The sequence below is a fragment of the Streptomyces sp. NPDC051940 genome (assembly GCF_040680895.1).
Classification (GTDB): domain Bacteria; phylum Actinomycetota; class Actinomycetes; order Streptomycetales; family Streptomycetaceae; genus Streptomyces.
Genome location: NZ_JBFAXR010000080.1, coordinates 19,762 through 42,020, shown reverse-complemented (window position 1 = coordinate 42,020; position 22,259 = coordinate 19,762). Strand labels below are relative to the sequence as shown.

Below are 22,259 nucleotides of genomic sequence, written 5' to 3'. Positions count from 1 at the left end.
GTCGGCCTTCGTGGCCGGACTGGTGTCGCACCGGGTGCCCTTCTCGCGCACGCGGTACTTCCTCGCCGAGGGCGTGCGCTGGGGTTCGTCCTTCCAGCAGTACTTCTTCGGGCCGCCCGGATCGGAGTGCGAGGGCGGCTGCTTCGACCAGATGCAGCACAGCTTCTGGGAGCGGCCGGACTACGAACCGGGCGGCACCTACCGGGAGTCGTGGTTCGGGGGCGTGTTCGGACCCCGCTTCCTGCGCCCGGACGAGCTGTCCCCCTTCGGCCTGGTGCGCTACGGGGCGGTCCGCAGGCAGGACCGGTTCGCCGCCGCGCTCACCCTGGTCACCGACAGCACGCCGGGCCATATGCACGACGCCCGGTCGCCGCGGAGCACGGCCACGCTGTACCGGAACGGGGAGCTGTTCCAGAGCTTCCCGGGCACTGCCTTCCTGCGGGCCGATCTGCCGCCGGAGGAGGCCGTCTACCGGCTGGACGCCGTCGCCCAGATGCCCACCTCCGAGGTCTCGACGGAGGTCAGCACGTCGTGGACGTTCCGCTCGGGACACGTCGACGGCACGGAGGCCCGGGCGCTGCCGCTGATGACGGTGCGCTACACGCCCGTCCTGGACCGGCACAACCGCGCCCCGGCCGGCCCCGGGTTCCGCGTCCCCGTCGCCGTGGAACGCCAGCCCGGAGCGCCCGGGGCGGAGGTCGTCCGGCTCACCGTCGAGGTCTCCGACGACGACGGGAAGACCTGGCGGACCGTGCCCGTACGCCGTGACGGGGCGGGGTGGTCGGCGGAGGTCGACAACGTGCGGGGCAGGCCGGTGTCGCTGCGGGCCACGGCGGTGGACGCCGACGGCGGCGGCGTGCGGCAGACCGTGATCCGCGCGTACCGGGTGGTGGGGTAGCTGGGCGCCGCTTAATCGGATGCGTACGGCGGGCCGTTGCTCGTACCGTCGTACATGTCAACGCACCTCCCGGTGCGAAGGCAGCGGTTACTTCGGTGGATTCAGGTTCGACTCCTGGAAGTGAAACCAGCAGGCGCGCGAGCGCCGGGCTCACATGTCACCGCAGCCGACCTCTGATCTCGGGAGGCGCACACGGCACCGGAGCGCCCGGTGCGCAGGCGACGGTTACTTCGGTTTGAGCACCCGTGCCCCATGGGCGCGCGTACCGTCACCGCTTTCGGACCTCGGGCGCCCGGAGCCGCAGCTGCGCGCTCCCTTCCATCCGCTCTTCCCGGGGGGAGAAGCATGTCCAAGTTCAACAAGAAGCCGACCGGCCGCCGGGCCCCGGACACCGTCACCTACGAGGGCGGCGCCGCCTACACCCGCGACACCAAGTCGGACCTCGTGCTGCTCGCCGTGGTCAACATGGTCGGCGAGGACACCTTCTACGAGAAGGCCGCCGACCGCGACGACCGCTTCCGCACGCTCGTACGCACCGTCGCGGTCGAGGACGGCGCGTGGCTGACGGCCTTCGTCCGCTGGCTGCGCGGCGAGGCGAACATGCGCTCCGCCTCGCTGGTCGCCGCCGCCGAGGGCGTCAAGGCGCGCCTGGACGCCGGACTGCACGGCGTGAGCCGGCAGCTCGTCGACGCCGCCCTGCAGCGCGCGGACGAGCCCGGCGAGTTCCTCGCGTACTGGACGGCGAACCACGGCCGTACGCTGCCCAAGCCCGTCAAGCGCGGTGTCGCGGACGCGGTGCGGCGCCTGTACAACGAGCGCTCGCTGCTGAAGTACGACGCGGGTACCGCCCGCGCGTTCCGGTTCGCGGACGTGCTGGAGCTGGTGCACGCCGCGCCGGACGCCGGCAAGCCGTGGCAGGGGGAGCTGTTCCGGCACGCCATCGACCGGCGCCACCAGCGCGACACGGTGCCGGAGACGCTGCGTACCGTGCGGGCCCGGGCCGGACTCATGGCGCTGGACGTCGAGGAGCGGCGCGCCGTCGTCGAGCGGCCCGACGCGGCGGAGACGCTGCGCGCGGCCGGGATGACCTGGGAGGCGCTCGCCGGCTGGCTGCAGGGTCCGATGGACGCCACCGCGTGGGGTGCCGTCATGCCGTCGATGGGCGCCATGGCGCTCATCCGCAACCTGCGCAACTTCGACGAGGCCGGCGTGCCCGACGAGGTCGCGGAGCGGATCGCTGCGCGGATCGCGGACCCGGCCGAGGTGGCGCGCTCGCGGCAGTTCCCGTACCGGTACCTGTCGGCGTACCGCGCCGCGCCCTCGCTGCGCTGGGGCCACGCGCTGGACAAGGCGCTGACGGCGGCCACCGCGAACATCCCGGCGCTGCCGGGGCGGACGCTGGTGCTCGTCGACACCTCGGCGTCGATGACGGGCACGGTCTCGAACCGCTCGCAGGTACGGCACGTGGACGTGGCCGCGCTGTTCGGTGTGGCGCTGGCGTTCCGCGGCTGCGGGGTCGACCTGGTCGGCTACGCCAACGGCTGGTTCCTGCACGAGATCGCCGCCGGCGGCTCGGCGCTGAAGGAGATCGACCGGTTCTGCAAGCGGATCGGCGAGGTCGGCCACGGTACGGAGACGGCGCGGACGCTGCTCGACACGTTCGACAAGGACGTGCACGAGCGGGTCGTGATCATCTCCGACATGCAGGCGTTCCAGCAGTGGAGCTCGCACGGCTCGGTCCCGGTGTCCGAGGCCGTCCCGGCGCACGTGCCGGTGTTCGGCGTCAACACCACCGGATACGCCGCCGCGTCGATCGACGCGACGCGTGACAAGCGGTACGAGATCGGCGGGTTCAGCGACAAGCTGTTCACGATGGTCGGGCTGCTCAGCGACGGCCGCACGGCGGACTGGCCGTGGGAGACGGCCGCCGCCTGACAGGGCTTCTCCCCCCCGAAAGATGCCGACCGGGGGGAGGGGGCGCACGGGGGGTACGGTGCCGGTATGAGCACGTCTACCGGCACCGTACGGCGCGTGGTGTCCCTCGTCCCGTCCCTCACCGAGGCGGTCGCGGCGTCCGCGCCCGGGCTGCTGGTGGGCGCCACGGACTGGTGCAGCCACCCGGCGGACCTCGCGGTCACGCGGGTGCGCGGCACCAAGAACCCGGACGTGGAGCGGATCGTCGCCCTGCGCCCGGACCTGGTGATCGCCAACGAGGAGGAGAACCGCGCCCCCGACCTCGCCGCCCTGCGGGAGGCCGGGCTGACGGTGCTGGTCACGGAGGTACGCACGCTGCCGCAGGCGTTCGCCGAGCTGCACCGGGTGCTGGTCGACGGCTGCGGGCTGCGGCGGCCCGGGTGGCTCGACGAGGCGGAGGCGGCATGGGCGTTCACGGCACCGCCGGCCGTCCGGCGGGCGGTCGTGCCGATCTGGCGCCGGCCCTGGATGGTCCTGGGGCGGGACACCTTCGCGGGGGACGTGCTGGCGCGCCTGGGCGTGGTGAACCTGTACGCCGGTGATCCGGACCGCTACCCGAAGGTGCCGGTCGAGGAGCTGCGGACCGTCGGCGCCGACCTCGTCGTCCTGCCGGACGAGCCGTACGCCTTCGCGGCGGACGACGGCCCGGAGGCGTTCCCCGGGCTGCCGGCGGCGCTCGTCAGCGGGCGGCATCTCACCTGGTACGGTCCGTCCCTGGTGGAGGCACCGGCGGTGCTGGCCAAGGCGTTGGAGGGGGCGGGGCGTGGAGACTGAGGGGACCGCGGGGTGGCCGACGACGGAGGCCGAGGCGCTCGCCGTACAACTGACCGTCCGCGAGCGGGCCGACCTCACCGACCCCGGTCCCGGCCCCGGCGACGCGCGCCTGATCGCCGGGGTGGACGTGGCGTACGACGAGGGGAGCGACCGCCTCGCGGCGGCCGTCGTCCTGCTGGACGCCGCCACGCTGGACATCGTGGAGTCGGCGACGGCCGCGGGGGTCGCCCGCTTCCCGTACGTCCCGGGCCTGCTGGCGTTCCGCGAACTCCCGCCCGTCCTGGACGCCCTGGCTGGACTCTCCCGTACGCCCGACCTGATCGTCTGCGACGGCTACGGCCTCGCGCACCCGCGCCGCGCGGGCCTCGCGGTCCATCTCGGCGTCCGCACGGGCCTGCCGTGCTTCGGGGTGGCCAAGACGCCGTTCCTGTACGGGCATCCGGAGCTGGGGCCGCTGCGCGGCGACAGCGCCCCGCTGCTCGACGGCGAGGAGGTCGTCGGCCGCGCCCTGCGCACGCGTCCGGGCGTGCGGCCGGTGTACGTCTCGACGGGCCACCGCATCAGCCTCGACCACGCCTGCGCCCACACCCTCGCCCTGACGGCGAACGGCTACCGCCAGCCGGAGACGACCCGCCGGGCGGACGCCCTGTGCCGGGCGGCGCTCAGGGACGCGGTGGCGGGCTGAGTTCCGGGGGCACGCCGGTTCAGGCCCACACCGCCTTGACCACGGCGTGGCCCGCCTCGGCCGCACGCCCGTAGAAGGCCCGGAGGTCCGTGTGGTGCCCGAGGAACTCCTCCCTGGCCCGCGCCTCGTCTCCGCCGCGGGCGAGCCTGCCACCGGCGACGTCCCACAGGTCCTCGAAGGAGACTCGCGCGAGGAAGGCCGCGGCCTTCGACACCCCGGGCGGCTCGAGGAGCATCAGGGGCGGGTGGGAGACGTCGGCGTCGGCGGTGTGCGCCACGGGACGCCCGCCGTAGATCGGCAACTCCCGCGGGTCCTCGCCGTTTTCGTCGGCCCCGGCGGCGGCGTAGAGCTCGTTGACGGAGCTCCAGCTCTTGTTGATCGAGCCGGCCACACCCGCCGCGTACTCGGCGGCGTGGTTCTCCCAGGCGCTCTCCATGAACGCCGCGAGCCATGTGTGGTCGTCGCGGATCTCGGACTCCGCGACGGCGCGGAAGTGCAGGTGGATGCTCACGGCCGGGCGCCCTTCGGTTCGGCGGCCCCGTGTCGGGCCGGCCGGGAAGAACCTACGCGACGGCACCGACAGCGCCGGGGAGTCAGGCGAGGCCGCCGTTGCTCGACAGGAGTTGGGCGTTGACCCAGCCGCCCTGGGGTGAGCACAGGAAGGTCACCAGGTTCGCCACGTCCTGCGGGGTGCCCAGGCGGCCCAGGGGGGTGGCGTCCGTCATCGCCGCTCTGAGGGCGTCGTCCATCCAGCCGGTGTCGACCGGTCCGGGGTTGATCACGTTGGCCGTGATGCCCAGATGGGCGAGTTCGCGGGCGGCGGCGAGCGTGATGCGGTCCAGGGCGCCCTTGCTCGCGCCGTAGGGCAGGTTGTGGACGGTGTGGTCGCTGGTGAGGGCGATGACGCGGCCGCTGCCGTGCGGGCCGTCGAAGCGTTCGGCGTACTCCTTGATGAGCAGCCAGGAGGCACGCGCGTTGACGGCGAAGTGGCGGTCGAAGCTCTCGACGGTCGTGTCGAGGATGGAGGAGTCCACGCTCTCGCAGTGGCTCATCACCAGCGCCCGCACGCGCCCGCCCAGCCGCCGCTCCACCTCGTCGAACAGCGCGGCGGGAGCGGCCGCGTCGGCCAGGTCCGCCTCGACGGCGGCGGCACGGGCCCCGGCGGCCTCCAGCCGCTCCACGACCTCGGCCACCGCGCCGGGTTGGCGGCCCCACGTCATACGGTCGTCGTACGCGGCCCAGTAGGAGACGGCGACGTCCCAGCCGGTGCGGGCCAGGCCCTCGGCGAGCGCCGCGCCGATGCCGACGGTACGGCCGACGCCGGTGACGAGGGCGAGGGGGCGGGACGAGGAGTCAGCGGTCATGATCGCGGACCCTAGCGACCTCCGTCCGCACCGGGCCAGCGGATTACGCCGTCACCGCAGCAGCGAACCGTCCCACAGACCGCGCGCGGTCCGCACCCCGGCGGTCAGCCAGGCGGCCACCAGCCAGACGTACGCCAGCACGGCCAGCCCGTCGAAGGCGTCCAGCCCCGTGTGCGCGGCGAGGGACGCCGCACCTGTGACGCACGTGCCGACGGGGAACGTGAACGCCCACCACGTCATCGCGAAGCCCATGCCCTGCCGCCGCGCCCGGACCACGAGCGCCAGGGCGAGCGCGAACCACAGCAGCGCGAAGCCCATGACCGGCACCCCGTACAGCACGGCGAAGCCGCCCGGTACGTACGCCGAGGCGTCCGCGATGGCGCCCACGGCGGTCGTCGACTGACCCAGCGGTCCCAGCACGAGGAACAGCGACGGTGTCAGGGCGAGCGGCAGCGCCCCGTGGTGCAGCAGCCGTCCGACGACCACGGGCAGGACCGCCAGGACGGCCAGCAGGCTCAGCCCGAACATGGCCAGACACGCCAGCCCGAGGGTCTCCCGCCACTGCCCCTCCGGCAGATGCGGCATCAGCTTCGGCCCGGTGGCGGCGGACACCATCGGGGCGACGAGGGGCAGCAGCCACACGGGGGTGGCCCCGTCCGGCGCGATGCGATGGCGCGTGATCATCAGATACGGGACGCCCGCGGCGGCGACGAGACCGACGGCGGTCCCGGCGCTCCACAGCACGGCGTCGACGGCGACCGCCGCCTGCTCGCCGATGACGTCCGCTCCGACCGCCATCGTGGCGGCGCCGACGGCCAGAAGGGCCATCGACAGACAGCCGTAGAAGGGCGCGACGGCCGGGTTGTCCAGATGGGCGCGGGCCTGGTCGCCGTGGCGCGCCCAGTGCGCCGCCCGCGCGGCGAGCAGGACGACGAGCATGAGGGCGGACAGCGCCCAGACGAGGGCGAGCCCGGGGACGCGCACCGGCAGCGCGGCGCCCGCGGTGGCGACGATGGCGGTGCCCATCACCGCCGCGTACCAGTTGGGCCCGAGGTTGCGGACCGTGAAGCGGGGGAGCGGAGCCGCGGCGCCCTGCGGGGCGGCGTCGGCGGGCTCAGGGGTACGGGGCAGGGTGGGCGTCGCCATGGAATCCAGCTTCGCCAGCGCGCCGACCTGCGGGTAGAGGTCCGCGATCTATGAGGGCATAAGCTGACCTTATGAGCACGCCCGGTCCCCTCGCCCATCGCGTCCCCGACCTCGGCTCGCTGGAGCTGCTCCTCGCCGTGGGCCGGCTCGGCAGCCTCGGGCGCGCCGCGCAGGCGATGGGCATCACCCAGCCGGCGGCCAGCGGCCGGATCCGCACGATGGAGCGCCAGCTCGGCGTCGCCCTCGTCCACCGCTCGCCCACCGGCTCACGGCTCACGGAACAGGGCGCGCTGGTCGCCGAGTGGGCGCGGCGGATCGTCGAGGCCGCGGAGGCGTTCGACGCGGGCGCGCGGGCGCTGCGCGGGCGGCGCGACTCCCGGCTGCGGGTGGCCGCGTCGCTGACCATCGCCGAGTACCTGCTGCCGGGCTGGCTCATCGCCCTGCAGGCGGCCCGCCCGGGGACGGCGGTGACCCTGCAGGCGGGCAACTCCGCGGCCGTCGCGGCGCGCGTGCTGGCCGGGGAGGCGGACCTGGGGTTCGTGGAGGGCGTGGCGGTACCGCGCGGGCTGGACTCGGTGGTGATCGGCCACGACTGGCTGACGGTGGTCGTCTCCCCGGCGCACCCCTGGGCCCGCCGACGTAAACCCGTCCCGGTGGCGGAGCTGGCCGCGACGCCGCTGATCCTGCGCGAGGAGGGCTCGGGCACCCGCGAGGTCCTGGACGCCGCGCTGACCCCGCACGGCGGGCTGGCGCCCCCGCTGCTGGAGCTGGCCTCGACGACGGCCGTCAAGGCGGCCGCCCTGAGCGGCGCGGGCCCGGCGGTGCTCAGCGAGCTCGCCGTGGGCGACGAGCTCGCCTCGAAGCGCCTGAAGGCGGTGCCGGTGGAGGACCTGCACCTGGCCCGCGACCTGCGCGCGGTCTGGCCGCGCGGCCAGCGCCCGGCGGGCCCGGGCCGGGAGCTGCTCGGCCTGACCCGGGGGCGGGGGGCCTGATGCCCCGCGGCGCGCCTGACGCCGCCCCTGCGCGCCCCCTACGGGGTCACGACGGGGAAGAACGGATCCGGCTCGGTCACGTACGACAGCAGCTGCCCCAGCAGCGCCGGGTCCCCGTCCGCCACGACGCCGTCCGGGTCCCGCCCGGCGAGGGCGCCCACCAGCTGGGCCCTGGTCAGCGTGAGCGTGAGGCCCGCCGGTGTGCGGGGCGGGATGCCGGCCGGAGTGGCGCGGTGGGTGAGGGCGCCGTTGTGGAGGGTGAGGCGGTGGCGCTGCAGCTCGTCGGTGAGGACGAGGTCGATGGTCAGGTGCTCGTACCAGGCGCGCGGCCCGTCGATGCGGGCGGCGAGCGAGTCGAGCACCATGGCCGGGGTCAGGGCCTCCGTCATCCCGGAGTCGCCCAGTTCGACGAGAGCGGGCTCGGGACCGTGGCGCAGTTCCGTGGCGGCGGTCAGATAGAAGTTGCGCCAGGGGCCGTTCTCGGCGCCCCAGCCCAGCCGGTCGTAGACGCTCGCCAGGGTCTCCCTGGCGTCCAGGTTCTCCGGGTCGGCGAAGACGACGTGGTTCAGGACGGTCGCGGCGAAGCGCAGATCGCCCCGCGCGAGGTACGCCCGGGCCTTGGCGACCGCCTGCTCGGCGCCCCCGGCCAGCTCGACGTACCGCTCGGCCAGCTCGGCCGGCGGATGCTCCCAGAGGGTCGCGACGTTGCCGTTGAACCAGCCGAGGTAGCGCTGGTACACGGCCTTGACGTTGTGGGAGAGGGAGCCGTAGTAGCCGCGCGCGTGCCAGGACCGCTCCAGCGCGGGCGGCAGCCGGAGCTCCTCGGCGATCTCCGGCCCCGTCAGGCCCGAGTTGAGCAGGCGCAGGGTCTGGTCGTGCAGATACGCGTACAGGTCGCGCTGCCCGGTCAGGAACCGCACCACCTCCTCGTGGCCCCAGGTGGGCCAGTGGTGGGAGGCGAACGCGACGTCGTAGTGCCCGTCGAACAGGTCGATGGCCTCGTCGAGGTAGCGGGCCCAGATCCGGGGGTCGCGGACCGGGGCGCCGCGCAGCGTCAGGATGTTGTGCATGTTGTGCGTGGCGTTCTCGGCCAGGCACAGCGCCCGCCGCTGCGGGAAGAGGAAGTTCATCTCGGCCGGCGCCTCGGTCCCGGGGGTGAGCTGGAAGACCATCCGTACGCCGTCGACGATCTCCTCCTGCCCGGTGGAGGTGATGTCCACGGTCGGCGCGATCAGCGTGACGGTGCCGGTGGACGTCGTCATGCCCAGCCCGGCCCCGATCTGCCCGGCGGGACCCTTCGGCAGCCGGTCGCCGTACATGAAGCCCGCGCGGCGGGCCATGGCCGGCCCGGCGTAGACGTTCTCGCTCACCGCGTGCTGCAGGAACCCGGCAGGGGCCAGCACCGGCACGCCCTTCTCGCCGCCGTGCGGCAGCACGCCGCGGGCGCCGCCGAAGTGGTCGACGTGCGAGTGGGTGTAGACGAGCCCCGTCACGGGGCGGTCGCCGCGGTGCGCGCGGTACAGGGCGAGGGCGGCGGCCGCGGTCTCGGTGGAGATGAGCGGGTCGACGACGATGACGCCGCGCTCGCCCTCGACGATCGTCATGTTCGACAGGTCCAGCCCGCGGACCTGGTAGACGCCCTCCGTGACCTCGTAGAGCCCCTGCCGGGAGACGAGCTGCGCCTGCCGCCACAGGCTGGGGTCGGCCGTGTCGGGGCAGTCCTCGCGCAGGAAGTCGTAGGCGTCGTTGTCCCAGACGACCCGGCCCTCGGCGTCCATGACGACTCCCGGCGACAGCGCGGCGACGAAGCCGCGGTCGGCGTTCTCGAAGTCGGTCGTGTCCTCGAAGGGCAGGTCGGCAGACATGGGCCTCATTCCGTTCCGCGGCGGTCGGCTCCATCAGACCACCGGGAAAACGGATGCGCACTTCGCCCGGATACGGCGCCTATGCCCCGGCCGCCCGGACCAGCGCCTCCATCACCCGCACGTCGTCCCCCATCTCCGGATGCCACTGCACCCCGAGCGTGAAGACGGCGCCCGGCAGCTCCACCGCCTCCACCGTGCCGTCCTCCGCGAACGCCGACGCGACCAGACCCGTACCCAGGGTGTCCACCGCCTGGTGGTGGTACGTCGGCACCGCCACCGCCTCCGGCAGGACCGACGCGAGCAGCGTGCCCGGCACGGGTTTCACCGGGTGCGCGCCGAACGCGCCGACCGGCCCGCGGTGGTCCTCCAGATGCTGCACCAGCGTGCCGCCCCGGGCCACGTTCAGCAGCTGCATGCCCCGGCAGATCCCCAGCAGCGGCACGCCCGCCGCCAGCGCCGCGCCGGTCAGGGCCAGCTCCCACGCGTCGCGCTCCGGCGCCGGCGGACCGGTCTCGGGGGCGCGGGGGGCCGTGTAGTGCGACGGGTCGATGTCGGGGCCGCCGGCGATCACCAGGGCGTCCACGGACGCCAGGACCTCCGGTGCCGCGTCCGGGGCGTCCGGCGGCAGCAGGACCGCCCGGCCGCCCGCGCGCTGGACGAGGCGGTGGTAACCCGAAGGCAGCAACGCCGCCGGGAGATCCCATACGCCCCAACGGGCGGACTGCTCAAGGTAGGTGCTGATGCCGATGACGGGGCTGACCATGACCGATAGCTTATGACCACGGCTCCCACCGACAGGAGGACCTGACGTGGCAGATCGCACACCCTCACTCACCGTGGACGAGCTGAGAGCGCTCGTGGCCGGCGGTGAGATCGACACCGTGGTCCTCGCCTTCACCGATATGCAGGGCCGGCTGCAGGGCAAGCGGTTCGCCGCGCGCTTCTTCCTCGACGAGGTGTGGGACCACGGCACCGAGGGGTGCAACTACCTCCTCGCCGTGGACGCGGACATGAACACCGTCGACGGCTTCGCCATGTCCTCCTGGGACAAGGGCTACGGCGACTTCGCGATCCACGGCGACCCCGCCACCCTGCGCCGCGTCCCCTGGCACCCGGGCACCGCCATGATCACCGCGGATCTGGCCTGGCACGACGGGTCGCCCGTCCAGCCCTCCCCGCGGCAGGTGCTCAAGCGGCAGCTGGAGCGGCTGGCGGAGCGCGGCTGGACGGCGTACGCGGGCACCGAGCTGGAGTTCATGGTCTTCAACGACACCTACGAGGACGCCTGGAGCGGCGGCTACCGCGGCCTCACCCCGGCCAACCAGTACAACGTCGACTACTCCGTCCTCGGCACCGGCCGCGTAGAGCCCCTGCTGCGCCGCATCCGCAACGAGATGGGCGCGGCCGGGATGACCGTCGAGTCGGCGAAGGGCGAGTGCAACCTCGGCCAGCACGAGATCGCCTTCCGCTACGCCGACGCGCTGACGACCTGCGACCACCACTCCGTCTACAAGACGGGTGCCAAGGAGATCGCCGCCCAGGAGGGCAGGGCGGTCACCTTCATGGCCAAGTACGACGAGCGTGAGGGCAACTCCTGCCACATCCATCTGTCCCTGCGCGACGAGGACGGCAGGCCCGTCTTCGCCGACGACGGCGCCGAGCACGGGATGTCCGCCACGATGCGGCACTTCCTCGCCGGCCAGCTCGCCGCCCTGCGGGAGCTCACGCTGCTCTACGCGCCGAATATCAACTCCTACAAGCGGTTCCGCGCCGGCTCCTTCGCGCCCACCGCCGCGGCCTGGGGGATGGACAACCGGACCTGCGCGCTGCGGGTCGTCGGGCACGGCCACTCCCTGCGGCTGGAGAACCGGCTGCCCGGCGGGGACGTGAACCCGTACCTCGCCGTCGCCGGGATGATCGCGGCCGGGCTGCACGGGGTCGAGAACAAGCTGGAACTCCCCGCCCCGGAGACCGGCAACGCGTACAAGGGCGACGCCGAGCACGTCCCGGCGACCCTGCGCGAGGCCGCCGTCCTGTGGCACGGCAGCGCGCTGGCGCGCGGCGCGTTCGGGGAGGAGGTCGTGCGGCACTACCTGAACATGGCGACCGTCGAGCAGGAGGCGTACGACACGGCGGTGACGGACTGGGAGCGTTTCCGGTCGTTCGAGCGTATGTAGGACACCTCTCGAAGGAGCACCTTGCACGAGCACCACATCCTCAACCCCGCCACCGGCGAACGCATCACCACCGTCCCCGGCACCCCGCCGGACGAGGTCGGCCGGGCGGTCGACCGGGCGGCGAAGGCGCAGCGGCAGTGGGCCGCCCTCGCCCCCGCCGACCGCGCGCGGCTGCTGCGGCGGGTCGCCGACGCGGTCGACGGGGCGCTGGAGGAGCTGGCCCTGCTGGAGGTGCGCGAGGCCGGACACCCCGTCGGCAACGCCCGCTGGGAGGCGGGCAACGCACGCGACCTGTTCGAGTACGCGGCCGGGGGCGTGGAGCGCCTCAGCGGCCGGCAGATCCCCGTACCGGGCGGCATCGACCTGACCTTCCACGAACCCCTGGGCGTCGTCGCCGTCATCGCCCCGTGGAACTTCCCGATGCCCATCGCCGCCTGGGGCACCGCCCCGGCGCTCGCCGCGGGCAACGCGGTCCTGCTCAAGCCCGCGGAGACCACCCCGCTCACCGCCCTGCGCCTGGCCGAGCTGGCACGGGAGGCGGGGCTGCCGGAGGGGCTGTTCCAGGTCCTGCCCGGCGCCGGGCCCGTCACCGGCGACGCGCTCGTCGAGCACCCCGGCGTCGCCAAGGTCGTCTTCACCGGGTCCACGGCCGTCGGCAGGCAGATCATGGCGAAGTGCGCCGCCCACGTGAAGCGGGTGACGCTGGAACTCGGCGGCAAGAGCCCGAACATCGTCTTCGCCGACGCCGACATCGAACGCGCGGCGGCCACCGCCGCCGGGGCCTTCCTCGACAACACCGGCCAGGACTGCTGCGCGCGCACCCGCGTCCTCGTCCAGCACACGGCGTACGACCGCTTCATGGAGCTGCTCGAGCCCGCCGTGCACGCCTTCACCGTCGGCGATCCGGCGGACGAGGCGACGCTGATGGGCCCGCTGATCTCCGAGCGGCAGCGTGAGCGCGTCCGCTCCTACGTACCGGAGGACGCCCCCGTCGCGATCAGGGGGAAGGCGCCCACGGGCGACGGCTTCTGGTATCCGGCGACCGTCCTCACCGGCGTCGCGCCCGACGACCGCCGCGCCACGGAGGAGATCTTCGGACCGGTCGCCGTCGTGCTGCCGTTCACGGACGAGGAGGAGGCGGTACGGCTCGCCAACGCCACCCCCTACGGGCTGTCCGGCTCCCTCTGGACGCGCGACACCGGACGCGCCCTGCGCGTGTCGAGGGCGGTCGCCGCGGGGAACCTCTCCGTCAACTCCCACAGCAGCGTCCGCTACTGGACCCCGTTCGGCGGCTACAAGCAGTCGGGCCTCGGCCGCGAACTCGGCCCCGACGCCCTCACCGCCTTCACCGAGACCAAGAACGTCTTCATCAGCACCGAGGAGTGACCTTGACCCAGGAACAGCCCGTCTGCCGCCGCCTCCCCGGCCGTACGGCCGTCGTGACCGGCGCCGGCAGCGGTATCGGCCTCGCCACCGCCCGCCGGCTGGCCTCGGAGGGCGCGCACGTCGTGTGCGCCGACATCGACGAGACGGCGGGCAAGGCCGCGGCCGAGGAGACCGGGGGCCTGTTCGTACGGACGGACGTCACCGACCCCGAGCAGGTGGAGGCGCTCTTCGCCGCCGCGAACGACACCTACGGCTCGGTGGACGTCGCCTTCAACAACGCGGGCATCTCCCCGCCCGACGACGACTCCATCCTCACCACCGGGCTGGAGGCGTGGAAGCGCGTCCAAGACGTCAACCTGACCTCCGTCTACCTGTGCTGCAAGGCCGCCATCCCCTACATGCGGCGCCAGGGCAGGGGCTCCATCATCAACACCGCCTCCTTCGTCGCGGTGATGGGCGCCGCCACCTCGCAGATCAGCTACACCGCGTCCAAGGGCGGCGTGCTGGCCATGTCCCGCGAGCTGGGCGTGCAGTTCGCCCGCGAGGGCATCCGGGTCAACGCCCTGTGCCCGGGGCCGGTCAACACCCCGCTGCTGCGGGAGCTGTTCGCCAAGGACCCGGAGCGGGCCGCGCGCCGGCTGGTCCACATCCCGCTGGGGCGGTTCGCGGAGGCGGAGGAGATCGCCGCCGCGGTCGCCTTCCTCGCCAGCGACGACTCGTCGTTCGTCAACGCGGCGGAGTTCCTGGTGGACGGAGGCATCGCGGGGGCGTACGTGACGCCGCTGTGAGGCCCGGCGGGGGAGCAACGCCCCCTACGGCGCTATAGGGTTCGCGTCGTGAGCATGACTTCGCCCGGCTGGTACCCGGACCCCTGGCACGACGGCAACGGCCCCGCCCCGCTCCGCTGGTGGGACGGCGCGACCTGGACGGCCCAGGTCCAGCCGGGCGGCGGACCGGGCGGGGGCCGGCGGGCCCCCCTCGTGGCGATCCTCGTCGGCGCGGCGGTGCTCGTGGCGGGCGCGGTGGTCGCCGCGGTGCTGCTCCTCGGCGGCGACGACGGCGACGGCGGTGGCAAGGGCTCCCTGGCGGGCGGCAGCGCCACCCCGTCCGCGTCCAGCTCACCCGACGACGGCAAGGGGAGCGAGGGCTCGGACTCGCCCGCGCCCGCGGGGCAGCTGCACGACGACAAGGTCAACGGTCTGCGCATCCCGCTGCTCGACGGCTGGAAGGCCACCGACAACGAGTACGGCGTGCTGCTCGGCACCGGCGACTACCCGTGCCCCTCCCTGCCCCAGGAGAACTGCCTGCGCGGCGGCGTCAGCAGCTTCACCGCGGCGGGTTCGCTCGGCGGCACGGCCGAGCAGGTCGCCAAGGCCGACATCGCCGACAACGCCCAGTCCTCGTACGGCGCCGACAGCCAGGGACGCCAGGCGTACGGCGGTATCGACGGCCACGACGAGGTCGCGGCCGAGGCGGTCACCGTCGCCGGCAGGCCGGGCTATCTGGTGCGGTGGAAGGTGCAGACCGCCCAGGGGGACGACGGGATCGTGCAGTCGGTGGCGTTCGAGTCGCCGCATGTGAAGGGCGCGTTCGTGGTGCTCCGCTTCGGCTTCGACGACAGCGCGCAGGCGCCGACCGTCGAGGACATGAAGCGGATCGTGGCCGGCGTGGAGAAGGGCGCCCCCCCGACGGGCGGCGGCAGCGGCGGCACGGGCGGCTTCGACGCCTGAGCGGGGCCGTCCCTCAGAGGAAGGTCCGCCCCTCTCCCCGGTACGTCGGCACGCTCTCCGTCACCCGGTCGCCCTCCACGAGGTGCAGCACGTCGAACCGCTCGCACATCTCGCCCGCCTTGGCGTGCCGGAACCACACCTTGTCGCCCACCCGCAGCCCGTCCGCCGCGGCGCCCATCAGCGGCGTCTGCACCTCGCCGGGGCCCTCCTGCGGGTCGTAGCGCAGCCCGTGCGGCAGCCACGGCACCGGGAGCCGGTCGGCGCCCGCCGCGCCCGACGCCGGATAGCCGCCGCCCAGCACGGTGACCACACCGGGAGAGGGACGGCGTACGACGGGCTGGGCGAACAGGGCCGCCGGACGGCCCCGGAAGGACGTGTAGTTGTCGAACAGCCGCGGCTGGTAGAGCCCGGAGCCCGCGGCGATCTCGGTGACCGCGTCCTCCGCCGCCGTGTGCTGCACGCTGCCCGTGCCGCCGCCGTTGACGAACTCCAGCTCCGGCGCCACCGACCGGACGGCCCGTACCGCCTCCGCCCGCCGCGCCGCCAGCTCCCGCTTCGCCGCCGCCTGCATCAGGCGGATCGCCGCCGACCGCCCGGGCCGGCCCGCCAGGGCGTCGCCGACCCCCGCGATGTGGCCCTCGTACGCCATGATCCCCGTCAGCCGGAAGCCGGGCCGGCGCCGCACCGAGCGCGCCAGCTCCGCCAGCGCGGCGGGCGTCGCGTGCGGGGAGCGGCGGGCGCCGACGCGTACCCGGCCGCCGAGGAGGCGCAGCGAGGTGTCCAGCTCGACGCAGACCCGGATCTCCTCCCGGCCGCCGTCGCGCGCGGCGTCGACGACCTCCAGCTGCTCGGCGGAGTCGATCATCACGGTGACCGCCGCCGCCAGCTTGGGGTCCGCCGCCAGCCGGGCGAAGCCCGCCCGGTCGGCGGAGGGATAGGCGAGCAGGACGTCGTCGAAGCCCTCGGCGGCCAGCCACAGGGACTCCTCGAGGGTGAAGCTCATGATCCCGGCGAAGCCGGGGCGGGCCAGCACCCGCTCCAGCAGCGCCCGGCAGCGTACGGACTTGCTCGCCACCCGGATCGGTTTGCCGTGCGCGCGGCGGACCAGGTCGTCGGCGTTGGCGTCGAACGCGTCGAGGTCGACGATGGCCAGCGGGGCGTCCAGATGCGCGGTGGCGCGGTCGTACCGGGCGCGGTCTGCGAGGAAGTCTGCGTGGGGGACAGCCATGGCGGGCAGCCTGCCAGACTGGGCCTACCCATGGGTAGAGGTTGGGGAGGGGAACGGGGGGCGCACGCCGGTGCGGACACTCAGTAGAGTGTGCGGACGCTGGGTCGCAGGTCAGAGGGGAGGGAGTGCCGGGTGAGCACGGAGGCCGACCGCGTGTCCGCTGAGGGACGCGACGCACCGGAGCAGCCGGCGGGCCCTGCCACGCCCGAACAGCCCTTCACACCGCCGCCGTCGGCGCCCCTGCCGCAGCCCGAGGCGCCGCAGCCGCAGGCGGTACAGCCGCAGCCTCCGGCCGCGCATCCGCAGGCTCTGGCCGCGCAGCCGCAGGCTCTGGCTGCGCATCCCCAAGCCGTACAACCGCAGCCCCAGGCCCTGCACCCCCAGGCCATACAGCCGCCGCCCCCGCAGTCCTTCGGCCTCGCGTCCGTGCCCCCGCCCCGGCGCCCCCGCGGGCGGGCCGCCGCGGCCGCCGTCTGTCTCGCGCTGGCACTCGCCGCGCTCGGCGGGGCGGTCGCCGGCAGCTTCGCGGACCGCGGACCGGACGTACCGGCGGACGTCGCCGCGTTCAACCGGATCCGCGAGCTCTGGCACTCCGAGCCCGTCGACACCCTCTTCCCGCCCACCCTGAAGGGCCGCGGCGCGGGCCCCGGGCGCTCCGACCGGACGTGGACGCGGATCGCCGTCGCCCCCGACAGCGGCTGCACGGGCGCCTTCGACCCCCTGCTGGCCAAGGCGCTCGCCCCGGCCGGCTGCGCGCGGCTGCTGCGCGCCACGTACACCGACGCGACCAGCACCAACGTGATAACTGTCGGCCTCGTCTTCGCCTCCGCGCAGCCCGCGGGGATGCGGGCCGTGGCCGAGCGTTTCGAGCGGGACGACCTCGCCTCCCAGCCGGGATTCCTGCCGAGGCCCCTCGCCGCCGCGAACACGCCCGCCGCCGGCTTCCGCGACGGGCAGCGCGCCAGCTGGACGATCGAGGTGCTGCCCGACGGGCCCGTCGTCGTGTACGCCGTCTCCGGCTTCGCGGACGGACGGAAGATCAGCCGCCCCGAGCCGGCGGACAAGGCCATGGAACCCAAGCGGACCAGCGCCGTCGCCCAGTCCGGCCTCGGCCACGAGGCGCTGGGCGTCGCGGACGCCGTCGAGACCCGGCTGCGGGCGCGCATCGCCGCCGCATCCCCGAAGGACGACCGGTGAAGCGGACCCTCGCGGCGCTCGCCGCCGCCGTCGCCCTCGTGCTCCCCGGTACGGGCACGGCGCACGCGGACGCCATCCGCGACCTGGAGTGGGGCGTCGACGGCGTACGGGCCCCGCAGGCATGGGGCACCACCCAGGGCCGGGGGATCACCGTGGCGGTGCTCGACACCGGCGTGGACGGCAGCCACCCCGACCTGAACGGCCAGGTACTCGCCGGCAAGGACTTCATCGGCTTCGGCGCGGGCAAGGGCGACGATTCGTGGGCCCGGCACGGCACCGCCATGGCCGGCATCATCGCCGCGCACGGACACGGCGCCGGCGGCGGGGACGGGGTGCGCGGCGTCGCGCCCGCGGCCCGCATCCTGCCGGTGCGCGTGATCCTCGAGGACAACGACCCCAAGCGCAAGCGGGCCCGGGAGGAGCGCGGCGGCGCGCTCGCGGAGGGCATCCGCTGGGCCGCCGACCACGGGGCGGACGTCATCAACCTCTCCCTGGGCGACGACAGCAAGACCGCCCACCCCGAGCCCAGCGAGGACGCCGCCGTCCAGTACGCGCTGAAGAAGGGCGTCGTGGTCGTCGCCTCCGCCGGCAACAGCGGCTCCAAGGGCGACCGGATCTCCTACCCCGCCGCCTACCCCGGCGTCATCGCCGTCACGGCCGTCGACCGCGACGGGAAGCGGGCGGACTTCTCCACCCGCCGCTGGTACGCGACTGTCGCCGCCCCCGGGGTGGACGTCGTGATCGCCGACCCGGACCGCAACTACTACGAGGGCTGGGGGACCAGCGCCGCCTCGGCGTTCGTCTCCGGCGTGGCCGCGCTGGTGCGCTCCGCCAACCCCGACCTCAGCCCGCACCAGGTCAAGCAGCTGCTGCAGGACACCGCCCGGCGCACCCCGAGCGGAGGACGCAGCGACGCGCTCGGCACGGGCGTGGTGGACGCGGGAGCGGCGGTGCGCGAGGCGGTTCGCATGAAACCGCAGCCGCAGCAGCCGCAGGCCGCACCGGTCAAGCAGCGCTACTTCGGTGCCGGACCCGTCACCGACACCCCGCAGGACGCCACGGGGCCCGGCCCGCGCGAGATCGGCTGGGGCGCGGCGGGCGTGGGCCTGCTGGTCGGCGCGTACCTCCTGTGGCGGCGGCCCGTCACCGACCGCACGGCGCCGGCGGGCGGCGGCCCGCTGCCGGTGATCCCGGCGCCCGCCGCGCACCAGCAGACACCGCCCCCGCCCGCCTCCCCGCCCCCTGCCGGGCAGACCGCCGCCCCGGCCCGGCTACCCTCGTCGGGTGGCGCCGAAGAAACACCCTGACACCGGTCTGAAGAACATCCCCGACTCCGGCTTCGCCGACGACGACGGTTCCGCCGACCCCCGGCTCACCGCCGCGCTCGCCGCCTGGGCGGCGGAGCGGACGGCGGAGACGGAGTCCGGCGTGCTGGCGGCGCTCGCCGGTGTACGGCTCCTCGTCCCGGTCGTCGCCGTGCTCGGCGAGGTCGAGGAGGGCCCCGACGGGCTGAAGCGCGAGAAGACCAGCGACATGGCGGTGCCCACGCTCAACACCCCGGACGGACGCCGCGCGCTGCCCGCGTTCACGTCCACCGACGCGCTCGCCCGCTGGGACGCCGGCGCGCGCCCCGTCGCCGTCCCGCTGCAGCAGGCGATCAGGGCCACCGTCTCGGAGCAGGCGGACACCCTGGTGCTCGACGTGGCCGGGCCCGTGCCGTACGCCCTCACCGGCCCGGCGCTGCTCGCCGCCGCCGAGGGCCGTACGAGCACCGACCCGCTGGCCGACCCGGCGGTCGCCGACGCCCTGCGGGCGCTGCTGGCCGCGGCGCCCTCCGTCGTACGGGCCTATCTCGGCCCCTCGCGTCGCGCCGACGGAACGCTGGCGCTGGCGGTGTCCGGGGACGATCCGGCCGCCGAGGCGCAGCGCGTCGCCGCCGCCGTGGCCGCCGACCCGGCGCTGCGCGCCCGCCTGGTGCGCGGCCTGGACCTGGCGCTGCTCCCCGCGGACGCCGTGCTGTCGGCGCCGCCGTTCTACGAGCGCTGAGCGCGGGCGTTCAGTCCCGTCGTACGGACGCGACCGCCGCCCGTACCTCCCCGGCCGTGGGCGGCAGGCTCCACACCTCCGTGAACGCGGCCCCGTCCCGCGTCCCCAGCACGGCGCACGCGAGCCAGTGCTCGCCCGGCTCGTGGCGGGCCCGCAGGGTGGGCAGCAGCGTGCGCGGACGCAGCACGTTGGTGTTCGCGCAGGGGCGCACCACCTCGCCGGTACGCGCGCCGTACAGATCGCGCACCCCGCTGCCGCCCGCCGGGTACCGGGCGAACGCCCACCCCGGCGCGGCCTCCTGCCGGCCCACCGGGGCCGCCAGGTCGTCGCCGGTGCGGTCCAGCGCCCAGCCGCCCTCGGCGCTGTACAGCTCCCGCTCGGCGACCAGCCGGTGCACCCGCACATGCCAGGGCCCCCACGGCAGCAGCCACGTCTCGACCTCCGCCCCGGGCAGCGGGCGCCACCGCGACCAGAGCACCTCGCCGTGCAGCCCGTGCTCCTCGCAGGTCTCGCGCACCCGCCAGTGCGTGTCGTCGTCGCTCAGCGCCAGCATGCTGTCGGCCGCCGTCTGCTCCAGCCCGCGCCGCCCGGCGGGGACGCTGAAGCCGAAGGCCGTCGAGTAGGCGAACTTGGCGTACTTGTCGCCCGCGTTGCGCACCCAGGGCTGCGTGTTCTGCTGCCCGCCCGCCAGGGCGACGACGTGTCCGGCCGCCGGATCGCGGCTGATGACCATCCCGGCGTGCGGCTGCACGCTGACGGCGTCCGTGCGCTCCGGCGCCGGCGCCTCCTCCGCCTGCCAGAAGGGATGGCTCTCCGGCAGCGCGAGGGGGAGGAAGAACTTCAGCGCCCAGTAGGGCGAGCCGGGGGAGTTGTAGTCCTCCGCCATCAGCAGGTTCGGATAGGCGTACCCGATGGTCAGCAGGCCGCTGTGGTCGGTGACCGGCTGCCCCGCCCACCACCGCAGATGCCGCAGCGCCAGCCCCTTCACCTGCCCCCACGGCAGCGCCTCGACGTCCGCGAAGGCGAGCGCGCCCCAGAAGGCGCCCTGCGCGAAGCGGTACGTCAGGCTGCGCCCGTACGGGAGGGCCGCCCCGTCGTCGTCGAACCAGTGGGCGAAGTCCCGGGCGAAGAGCGCCGCCCGCTCGCGGAACCGGGCCGCCCGTCCGGGGTCGCGGTCGCCGGCCAGCCGGGCGTAGACCAGACCGTAGAAGTGCATGGCGAAGGGGACGTAGTAGTCCCGCTGGGGTGCCTCGCCGTCGCTGTACCAGCCGTCGCCGAGGCTGAACTCCTCCAGCCGGTCCAGGGACTTCGCGGCGGCCTCGGGGTCGTGACCGGGGGCGCCGACGCGGCCCAGGCCCTCGTTGACCAGCACCCGGAAGAAGTGCCAGTTGTTGTCGGCGACGTCGACCTCGTTGATCCGCGACAGCCACCGGTCCAGGCGCGCCCGGGTCACCGCGTCGAGCGGCTCCCACACCTGCTCGGGCACCATCGCCAGCGCCAGCCCCAGCGCGGCCATCTCCACCAGCCGCTGATCGACCTGGCCGGCGGTGCCCCAGTACTCCTCGTGGTCCGGGTCCACGCCGTTGCGCAGCCCGCGCAGATACGGCGCCCAGTCGACCTCGCCGCCGCCGGCGGCCAGCGGCACCAGCCCCCACAGCGGCCGGGCCCACCCCTCCAGCCCGGCGGCGGTGTCGGCGAACAGCGCCCCGGTGGCGCCGAGCCGGGCCAGCGCACCGCCCGGGCTCAGCCGCTCCCGTACCGGCGCGGCCAGCGCGCCCACCGCCCGCTGCAGATCGTCGCGGGTCTCCAGCCGCGCCCGCCCGGAACCGATCACGTGCCCTCCCCAGAACGTCCGACGCCGGGCAGCCTATGCGGCGGCCCCGGCGGGACGGCCCGGGGTCAGCCGTAGACGGGCCCCGTGTACTTCTCGCCCGGGCCCTGGCCCGGCTCGTCCTTCACCAGGGACGCCTCGCGGAAGGCGAGCTGCAGGGACTTCAGGCCGTCGCGCAGCGGGGCGGCGTGGAAGGAGCTGATCTCCGTCGTGCTCGCGTCGAGCAGCCCGGCCAGCGCGTGGATGAGCTTGCGCGCCTCGTCGAGGTCCTTGTGCTTGTCGCCCTCCTCCGTGAGCCCCGTCTTCACGGCGGCGGCGCTCATCAGATTCACCGCGACGGTCACGATGACCTCGACGGCGGGAACCTCGGCGATATCACGGGCCATGTCATCGAAACCGGGCTGCGCACCCTCGACCCCATCATTAACGTCACTCATACCGCCCACCCTAGGCCCTCCCCTGGCCCCCTCGACCCCAGCCATCAGGCCGAGGACCGCTCACCGAGCCCGCCCGGACACACCATCCCGCCCGCCGCCGGGGGCGTGGGGCGCGGGGTGGCGGGGAGTGTGGGGTGGCGAGGGGCGAGGGGCGCGGGGTGGCGGGGAGTGTGGGGTGGCGAGGGGCGAGGGGCGAGGGGCGCGGGGTGGCGGGGAGTGTGGGGGCGCGAAGCGGCGAGGGGGGAGGGGGCCGCGGGGTGGGCGAGGGGCGCCGCGGGGCGCGGGGGCGCGGGGGCGCGGAGCGCCGAGGGGCGCGGGGTGGCGGGGGTCACCCCCGGCCGTACGTGGGCGTCAGGGTGGGGGCCTCACGCCCAGGGCGTCTGGCATCCCCAGGCGGTCCGGCATCCAGCCCGTCCGGCGTTTGAGGACGAGGCGCGAAGCGCCGAGGGGTGGGGGCGAAGCGCCGAGGGGTGGGGGCGAAGCGCCGAGGGGTGGGGGCGAAGCGCCGAGGGGTGGGGGCGAAGCGCCG

General features: G+C 74.7%; 19 protein-coding genes and 1 pseudogene. 12 read left to right on the top strand and 8 right to left on the bottom strand.

Going from position 1 to position 22,259, the window contains the following annotated elements:
- From AB0M28_RS26670 to AB0M28_RS26655, 4 genes and pseudogenes are all read left to right on the top strand, one after another.
- A pseudogene (locus tag AB0M28_RS26670) lies at positions 1-898 on the top strand (hypothetical protein); the annotation flags it as partial.
- Positions 899-1,243: 345 nt separating this feature from the next.
- Entirely contained in the window at positions 1,244-2,833 is a 1,590-nt protein-coding gene (locus AB0M28_RS26665) for a TROVE domain-containing protein (protein WP_365410005.1), read from the top strand.
- A gap of 66 nt (positions 2,834-2,899) precedes the next feature.
- Entirely contained in the window at positions 2,900-3,646 is a 747-nt protein-coding gene (locus AB0M28_RS26660) for a helical backbone metal receptor (protein WP_365410003.1), read from the top strand.
- Entirely contained in the window at positions 3,636-4,331 is a 696-nt protein-coding gene (locus tag AB0M28_RS26655) for an endonuclease V (RefSeq protein ID WP_365410000.1), read from the top strand. Before AB0M28_RS26660 ends, AB0M28_RS26655 begins: the two co-directional genes overlap by 11 nt.
- Before the next feature lie 19 nt (positions 4,332-4,350).
- On the opposite strand, the gene AB0M28_RS26650 is transcribed toward AB0M28_RS26655, so the two are convergent.
- The 3 genes from AB0M28_RS26650 to AB0M28_RS26640 form a co-directional block, all read right to left on the bottom strand.
- Positions 4,351-4,842 carry a DUF1877 family protein gene (locus tag AB0M28_RS26650; RefSeq protein WP_365409997.1) on the bottom strand — a complete coding sequence of 164 codons (492 nt, stop codon included), beginning with the start codon at positions 4,840-4,842 and terminating at the stop codon, positions 4,351-4,353.
- A gap of 82 nt (positions 4,843-4,924) precedes the next feature.
- Positions 4,925-5,695: an SDR family oxidoreductase gene (locus AB0M28_RS26645; protein ID WP_365409994.1), complete on the bottom strand. Its 771-nt coding sequence runs from the start codon at positions 5,693-5,695 to the stop codon at positions 4,925-4,927.
- A gap of 51 nt (positions 5,696-5,746) precedes the next feature.
- On the bottom strand, positions 5,747-6,841 hold the full coding sequence (locus AB0M28_RS26640; protein ID WP_365409991.1) for a TDT family transporter: 1,095 nt from the start codon (positions 6,839-6,841) through the stop codon (positions 5,747-5,749).
- Between the two features lie 71 nt (positions 6,842-6,912).
- Between AB0M28_RS26640 and AB0M28_RS26635 the strand changes: the two genes are divergently transcribed.
- Positions 6,913-7,833, top strand: a complete 921-nt coding sequence (locus AB0M28_RS26635) for a LysR family transcriptional regulator (protein ID WP_365409988.1) — start codon at positions 6,913-6,915, stop codon at positions 7,831-7,833.
- Positions 7,834-7,871: 38 nt separating this feature from the next.
- Here AB0M28_RS26635 and AB0M28_RS26630 read toward each other — a convergent pair whose 3' ends face one another.
- Entirely contained in the window at positions 7,872-9,698 is a 1,827-nt protein-coding gene (locus AB0M28_RS26630) for an alkyl sulfatase dimerization domain-containing protein (RefSeq protein ID WP_365409985.1), read from the bottom strand.
- Between the two features lie 79 nt (positions 9,699-9,777).
- Positions 9,778-10,461: a gamma-glutamyl-gamma-aminobutyrate hydrolase family protein gene (locus AB0M28_RS26625; RefSeq protein ID WP_365409982.1), complete on the bottom strand. Its 684-nt coding sequence runs from the start codon at positions 10,459-10,461 to the stop codon at positions 9,778-9,780.
- Positions 10,462-10,507: 46 nt separating this feature from the next.
- Between AB0M28_RS26625 and AB0M28_RS26620 the strand changes: the two genes are divergently transcribed.
- From AB0M28_RS26620 to AB0M28_RS26605, 4 genes are read left to right on the top strand one after another with little or no spacing between them, the layout of a single operon-like run.
- The gene (locus tag AB0M28_RS26620; protein ID WP_365409979.1) at positions 10,508-11,875 is read left to right on the top strand and encodes a glutamine synthetase family protein; all 1,368 of its coding nucleotides are present in this window, start codon (positions 10,508-10,510) and stop codon (positions 11,873-11,875) included.
- A 21-nt stretch (positions 11,876-11,896) separates the two neighbouring features.
- A complete protein-coding gene (locus AB0M28_RS26615; protein ID WP_365409976.1) occupies positions 11,897-13,261 on the top strand; it encodes an aldehyde dehydrogenase family protein in 1,365 nt (454 codons plus the stop codon).
- Positions 13,262-13,263: 2 nt separating this feature from the next.
- Positions 13,264-14,049: a 3-oxoacyl-ACP reductase gene (locus AB0M28_RS26610; RefSeq protein ID WP_365409973.1), complete on the top strand. Its 786-nt coding sequence runs from the start codon at positions 13,264-13,266 to the stop codon at positions 14,047-14,049.
- A 54-nt stretch (positions 14,050-14,103) separates the two neighbouring features.
- Positions 14,104-14,991: a DUF2510 domain-containing protein gene (locus tag AB0M28_RS26605; protein ID WP_365410014.1), complete on the top strand. Its 888-nt coding sequence runs from the start codon at positions 14,104-14,106 to the stop codon at positions 14,989-14,991.
- A gap of 13 nt (positions 14,992-15,004) precedes the next feature.
- On the opposite strand, the gene AB0M28_RS26600 is transcribed toward AB0M28_RS26605, so the two are convergent.
- A complete protein-coding gene (locus AB0M28_RS26600; RefSeq protein ID WP_365409970.1) occupies positions 15,005-16,219 on the bottom strand; it encodes an amino acid deaminase/aldolase in 1,215 nt (404 codons plus the stop codon).
- A gap of 132 nt (positions 16,220-16,351) precedes the next feature.
- Here AB0M28_RS26600 and AB0M28_RS26595 point away from each other — a divergent pair, with 132 nt between their 5' ends.
- The 3 genes from AB0M28_RS26595 to AB0M28_RS26585 are packed head-to-tail and all read left to right on the top strand — an operon-like array spanning position 16,352 to position 19,462.
- Complete coding sequence (locus AB0M28_RS26595) at positions 16,352-17,416, top strand: hypothetical protein (RefSeq protein WP_365409967.1); 1,065 nt, start codon at positions 16,352-16,354, stop codon at positions 17,414-17,416.
- 38 nt (positions 17,417-17,454) lie between these two features.
- The gene (gene mycP / locus AB0M28_RS26590) at positions 17,455-18,723 is read left to right on the top strand and encodes a type VII secretion-associated serine protease mycosin (RefSeq protein ID WP_365410011.1); all 1,269 of its coding nucleotides are present in this window, start codon (positions 17,455-17,457) and stop codon (positions 18,721-18,723) included.
- Positions 18,701-19,462 (top strand): SseB family protein, encoded by a 762-nt coding sequence (locus tag AB0M28_RS26585; RefSeq protein ID WP_365409964.1) that lies wholly within the window; start codon positions 18,701-18,703, stop codon positions 19,460-19,462. Before mycP ends, AB0M28_RS26585 begins: the two co-directional genes overlap by 23 nt.
- Before the next feature lie 10 nt (positions 19,463-19,472).
- On the opposite strand, the gene AB0M28_RS26580 is transcribed toward AB0M28_RS26585, so the two are convergent.
- Both AB0M28_RS26580 and AB0M28_RS26575 read right to left on the bottom strand, forming a co-directional pair.
- A complete protein-coding gene (locus AB0M28_RS26580; protein ID WP_365409961.1) occupies positions 19,473-21,296 on the bottom strand; it encodes a DUF2264 domain-containing protein in 1,824 nt (607 codons plus the stop codon).
- A gap of 65 nt (positions 21,297-21,361) precedes the next feature.
- Positions 21,362-21,730: a DUF1844 domain-containing protein gene (locus tag AB0M28_RS26575; protein ID WP_365409958.1), complete on the bottom strand. Its 369-nt coding sequence runs from the start codon at positions 21,728-21,730 to the stop codon at positions 21,362-21,364.
- Positions 21,731-22,259 lie beyond the last annotated feature (529 nt).

Coding starts and splice junctions, on each gene's coding strand:
- AB0M28_RS26665 (WP_365410005.1), top strand. CDS start 1,244: ATGTCCAAGTTCAACAAGAAGCCGACCGGCCGCCGGGCCCCGGACACC.
- AB0M28_RS26660 (WP_365410003.1), top strand. CDS start 2,900: ATGAGCACGTCTACCGGCACCGTACGGCGCGTGGTGTCCCTCGTCCCG.
- AB0M28_RS26645 (WP_365409994.1), bottom strand. CDS start 5,695: ATGACCGCTGACTCCTCGTCCCGCCCCCTCGCCCTCGTCACCGGCGTC.
- AB0M28_RS26640 (WP_365409991.1), bottom strand. CDS start 6,841: ATGGCGACGCCCACCCTGCCCCGTACCCCTGAGCCCGCCGACGCCGCC.
- AB0M28_RS26635 (WP_365409988.1), top strand. CDS start 6,913: ATGAGCACGCCCGGTCCCCTCGCCCATCGCGTCCCCGACCTCGGCTCG.
- AB0M28_RS26630 (WP_365409985.1), bottom strand. CDS start 9,698: ATGTCTGCCGACCTGCCCTTCGAGGACACGACCGACTTCGAGAACGCC.
- AB0M28_RS26625 (WP_365409982.1), bottom strand. CDS start 10,461: ATGGTCAGCCCCGTCATCGGCATCAGCACCTACCTTGAGCAGTCCGCC.
- AB0M28_RS26605 (WP_365410014.1), top strand. CDS start 14,104: ATGACTTCGCCCGGCTGGTACCCGGACCCCTGGCACGACGGCAACGGC.
- AB0M28_RS26600 (WP_365409970.1), bottom strand. CDS start 16,219: ATGGCTGTCCCCCACGCAGACTTCCTCGCAGACCGCGCCCGGTACGAC.
- AB0M28_RS26575 (WP_365409958.1), bottom strand. CDS start 21,730: ATGAGTGACGTTAATGATGGGGTCGAGGGTGCGCAGCCCGGTTTCGAT.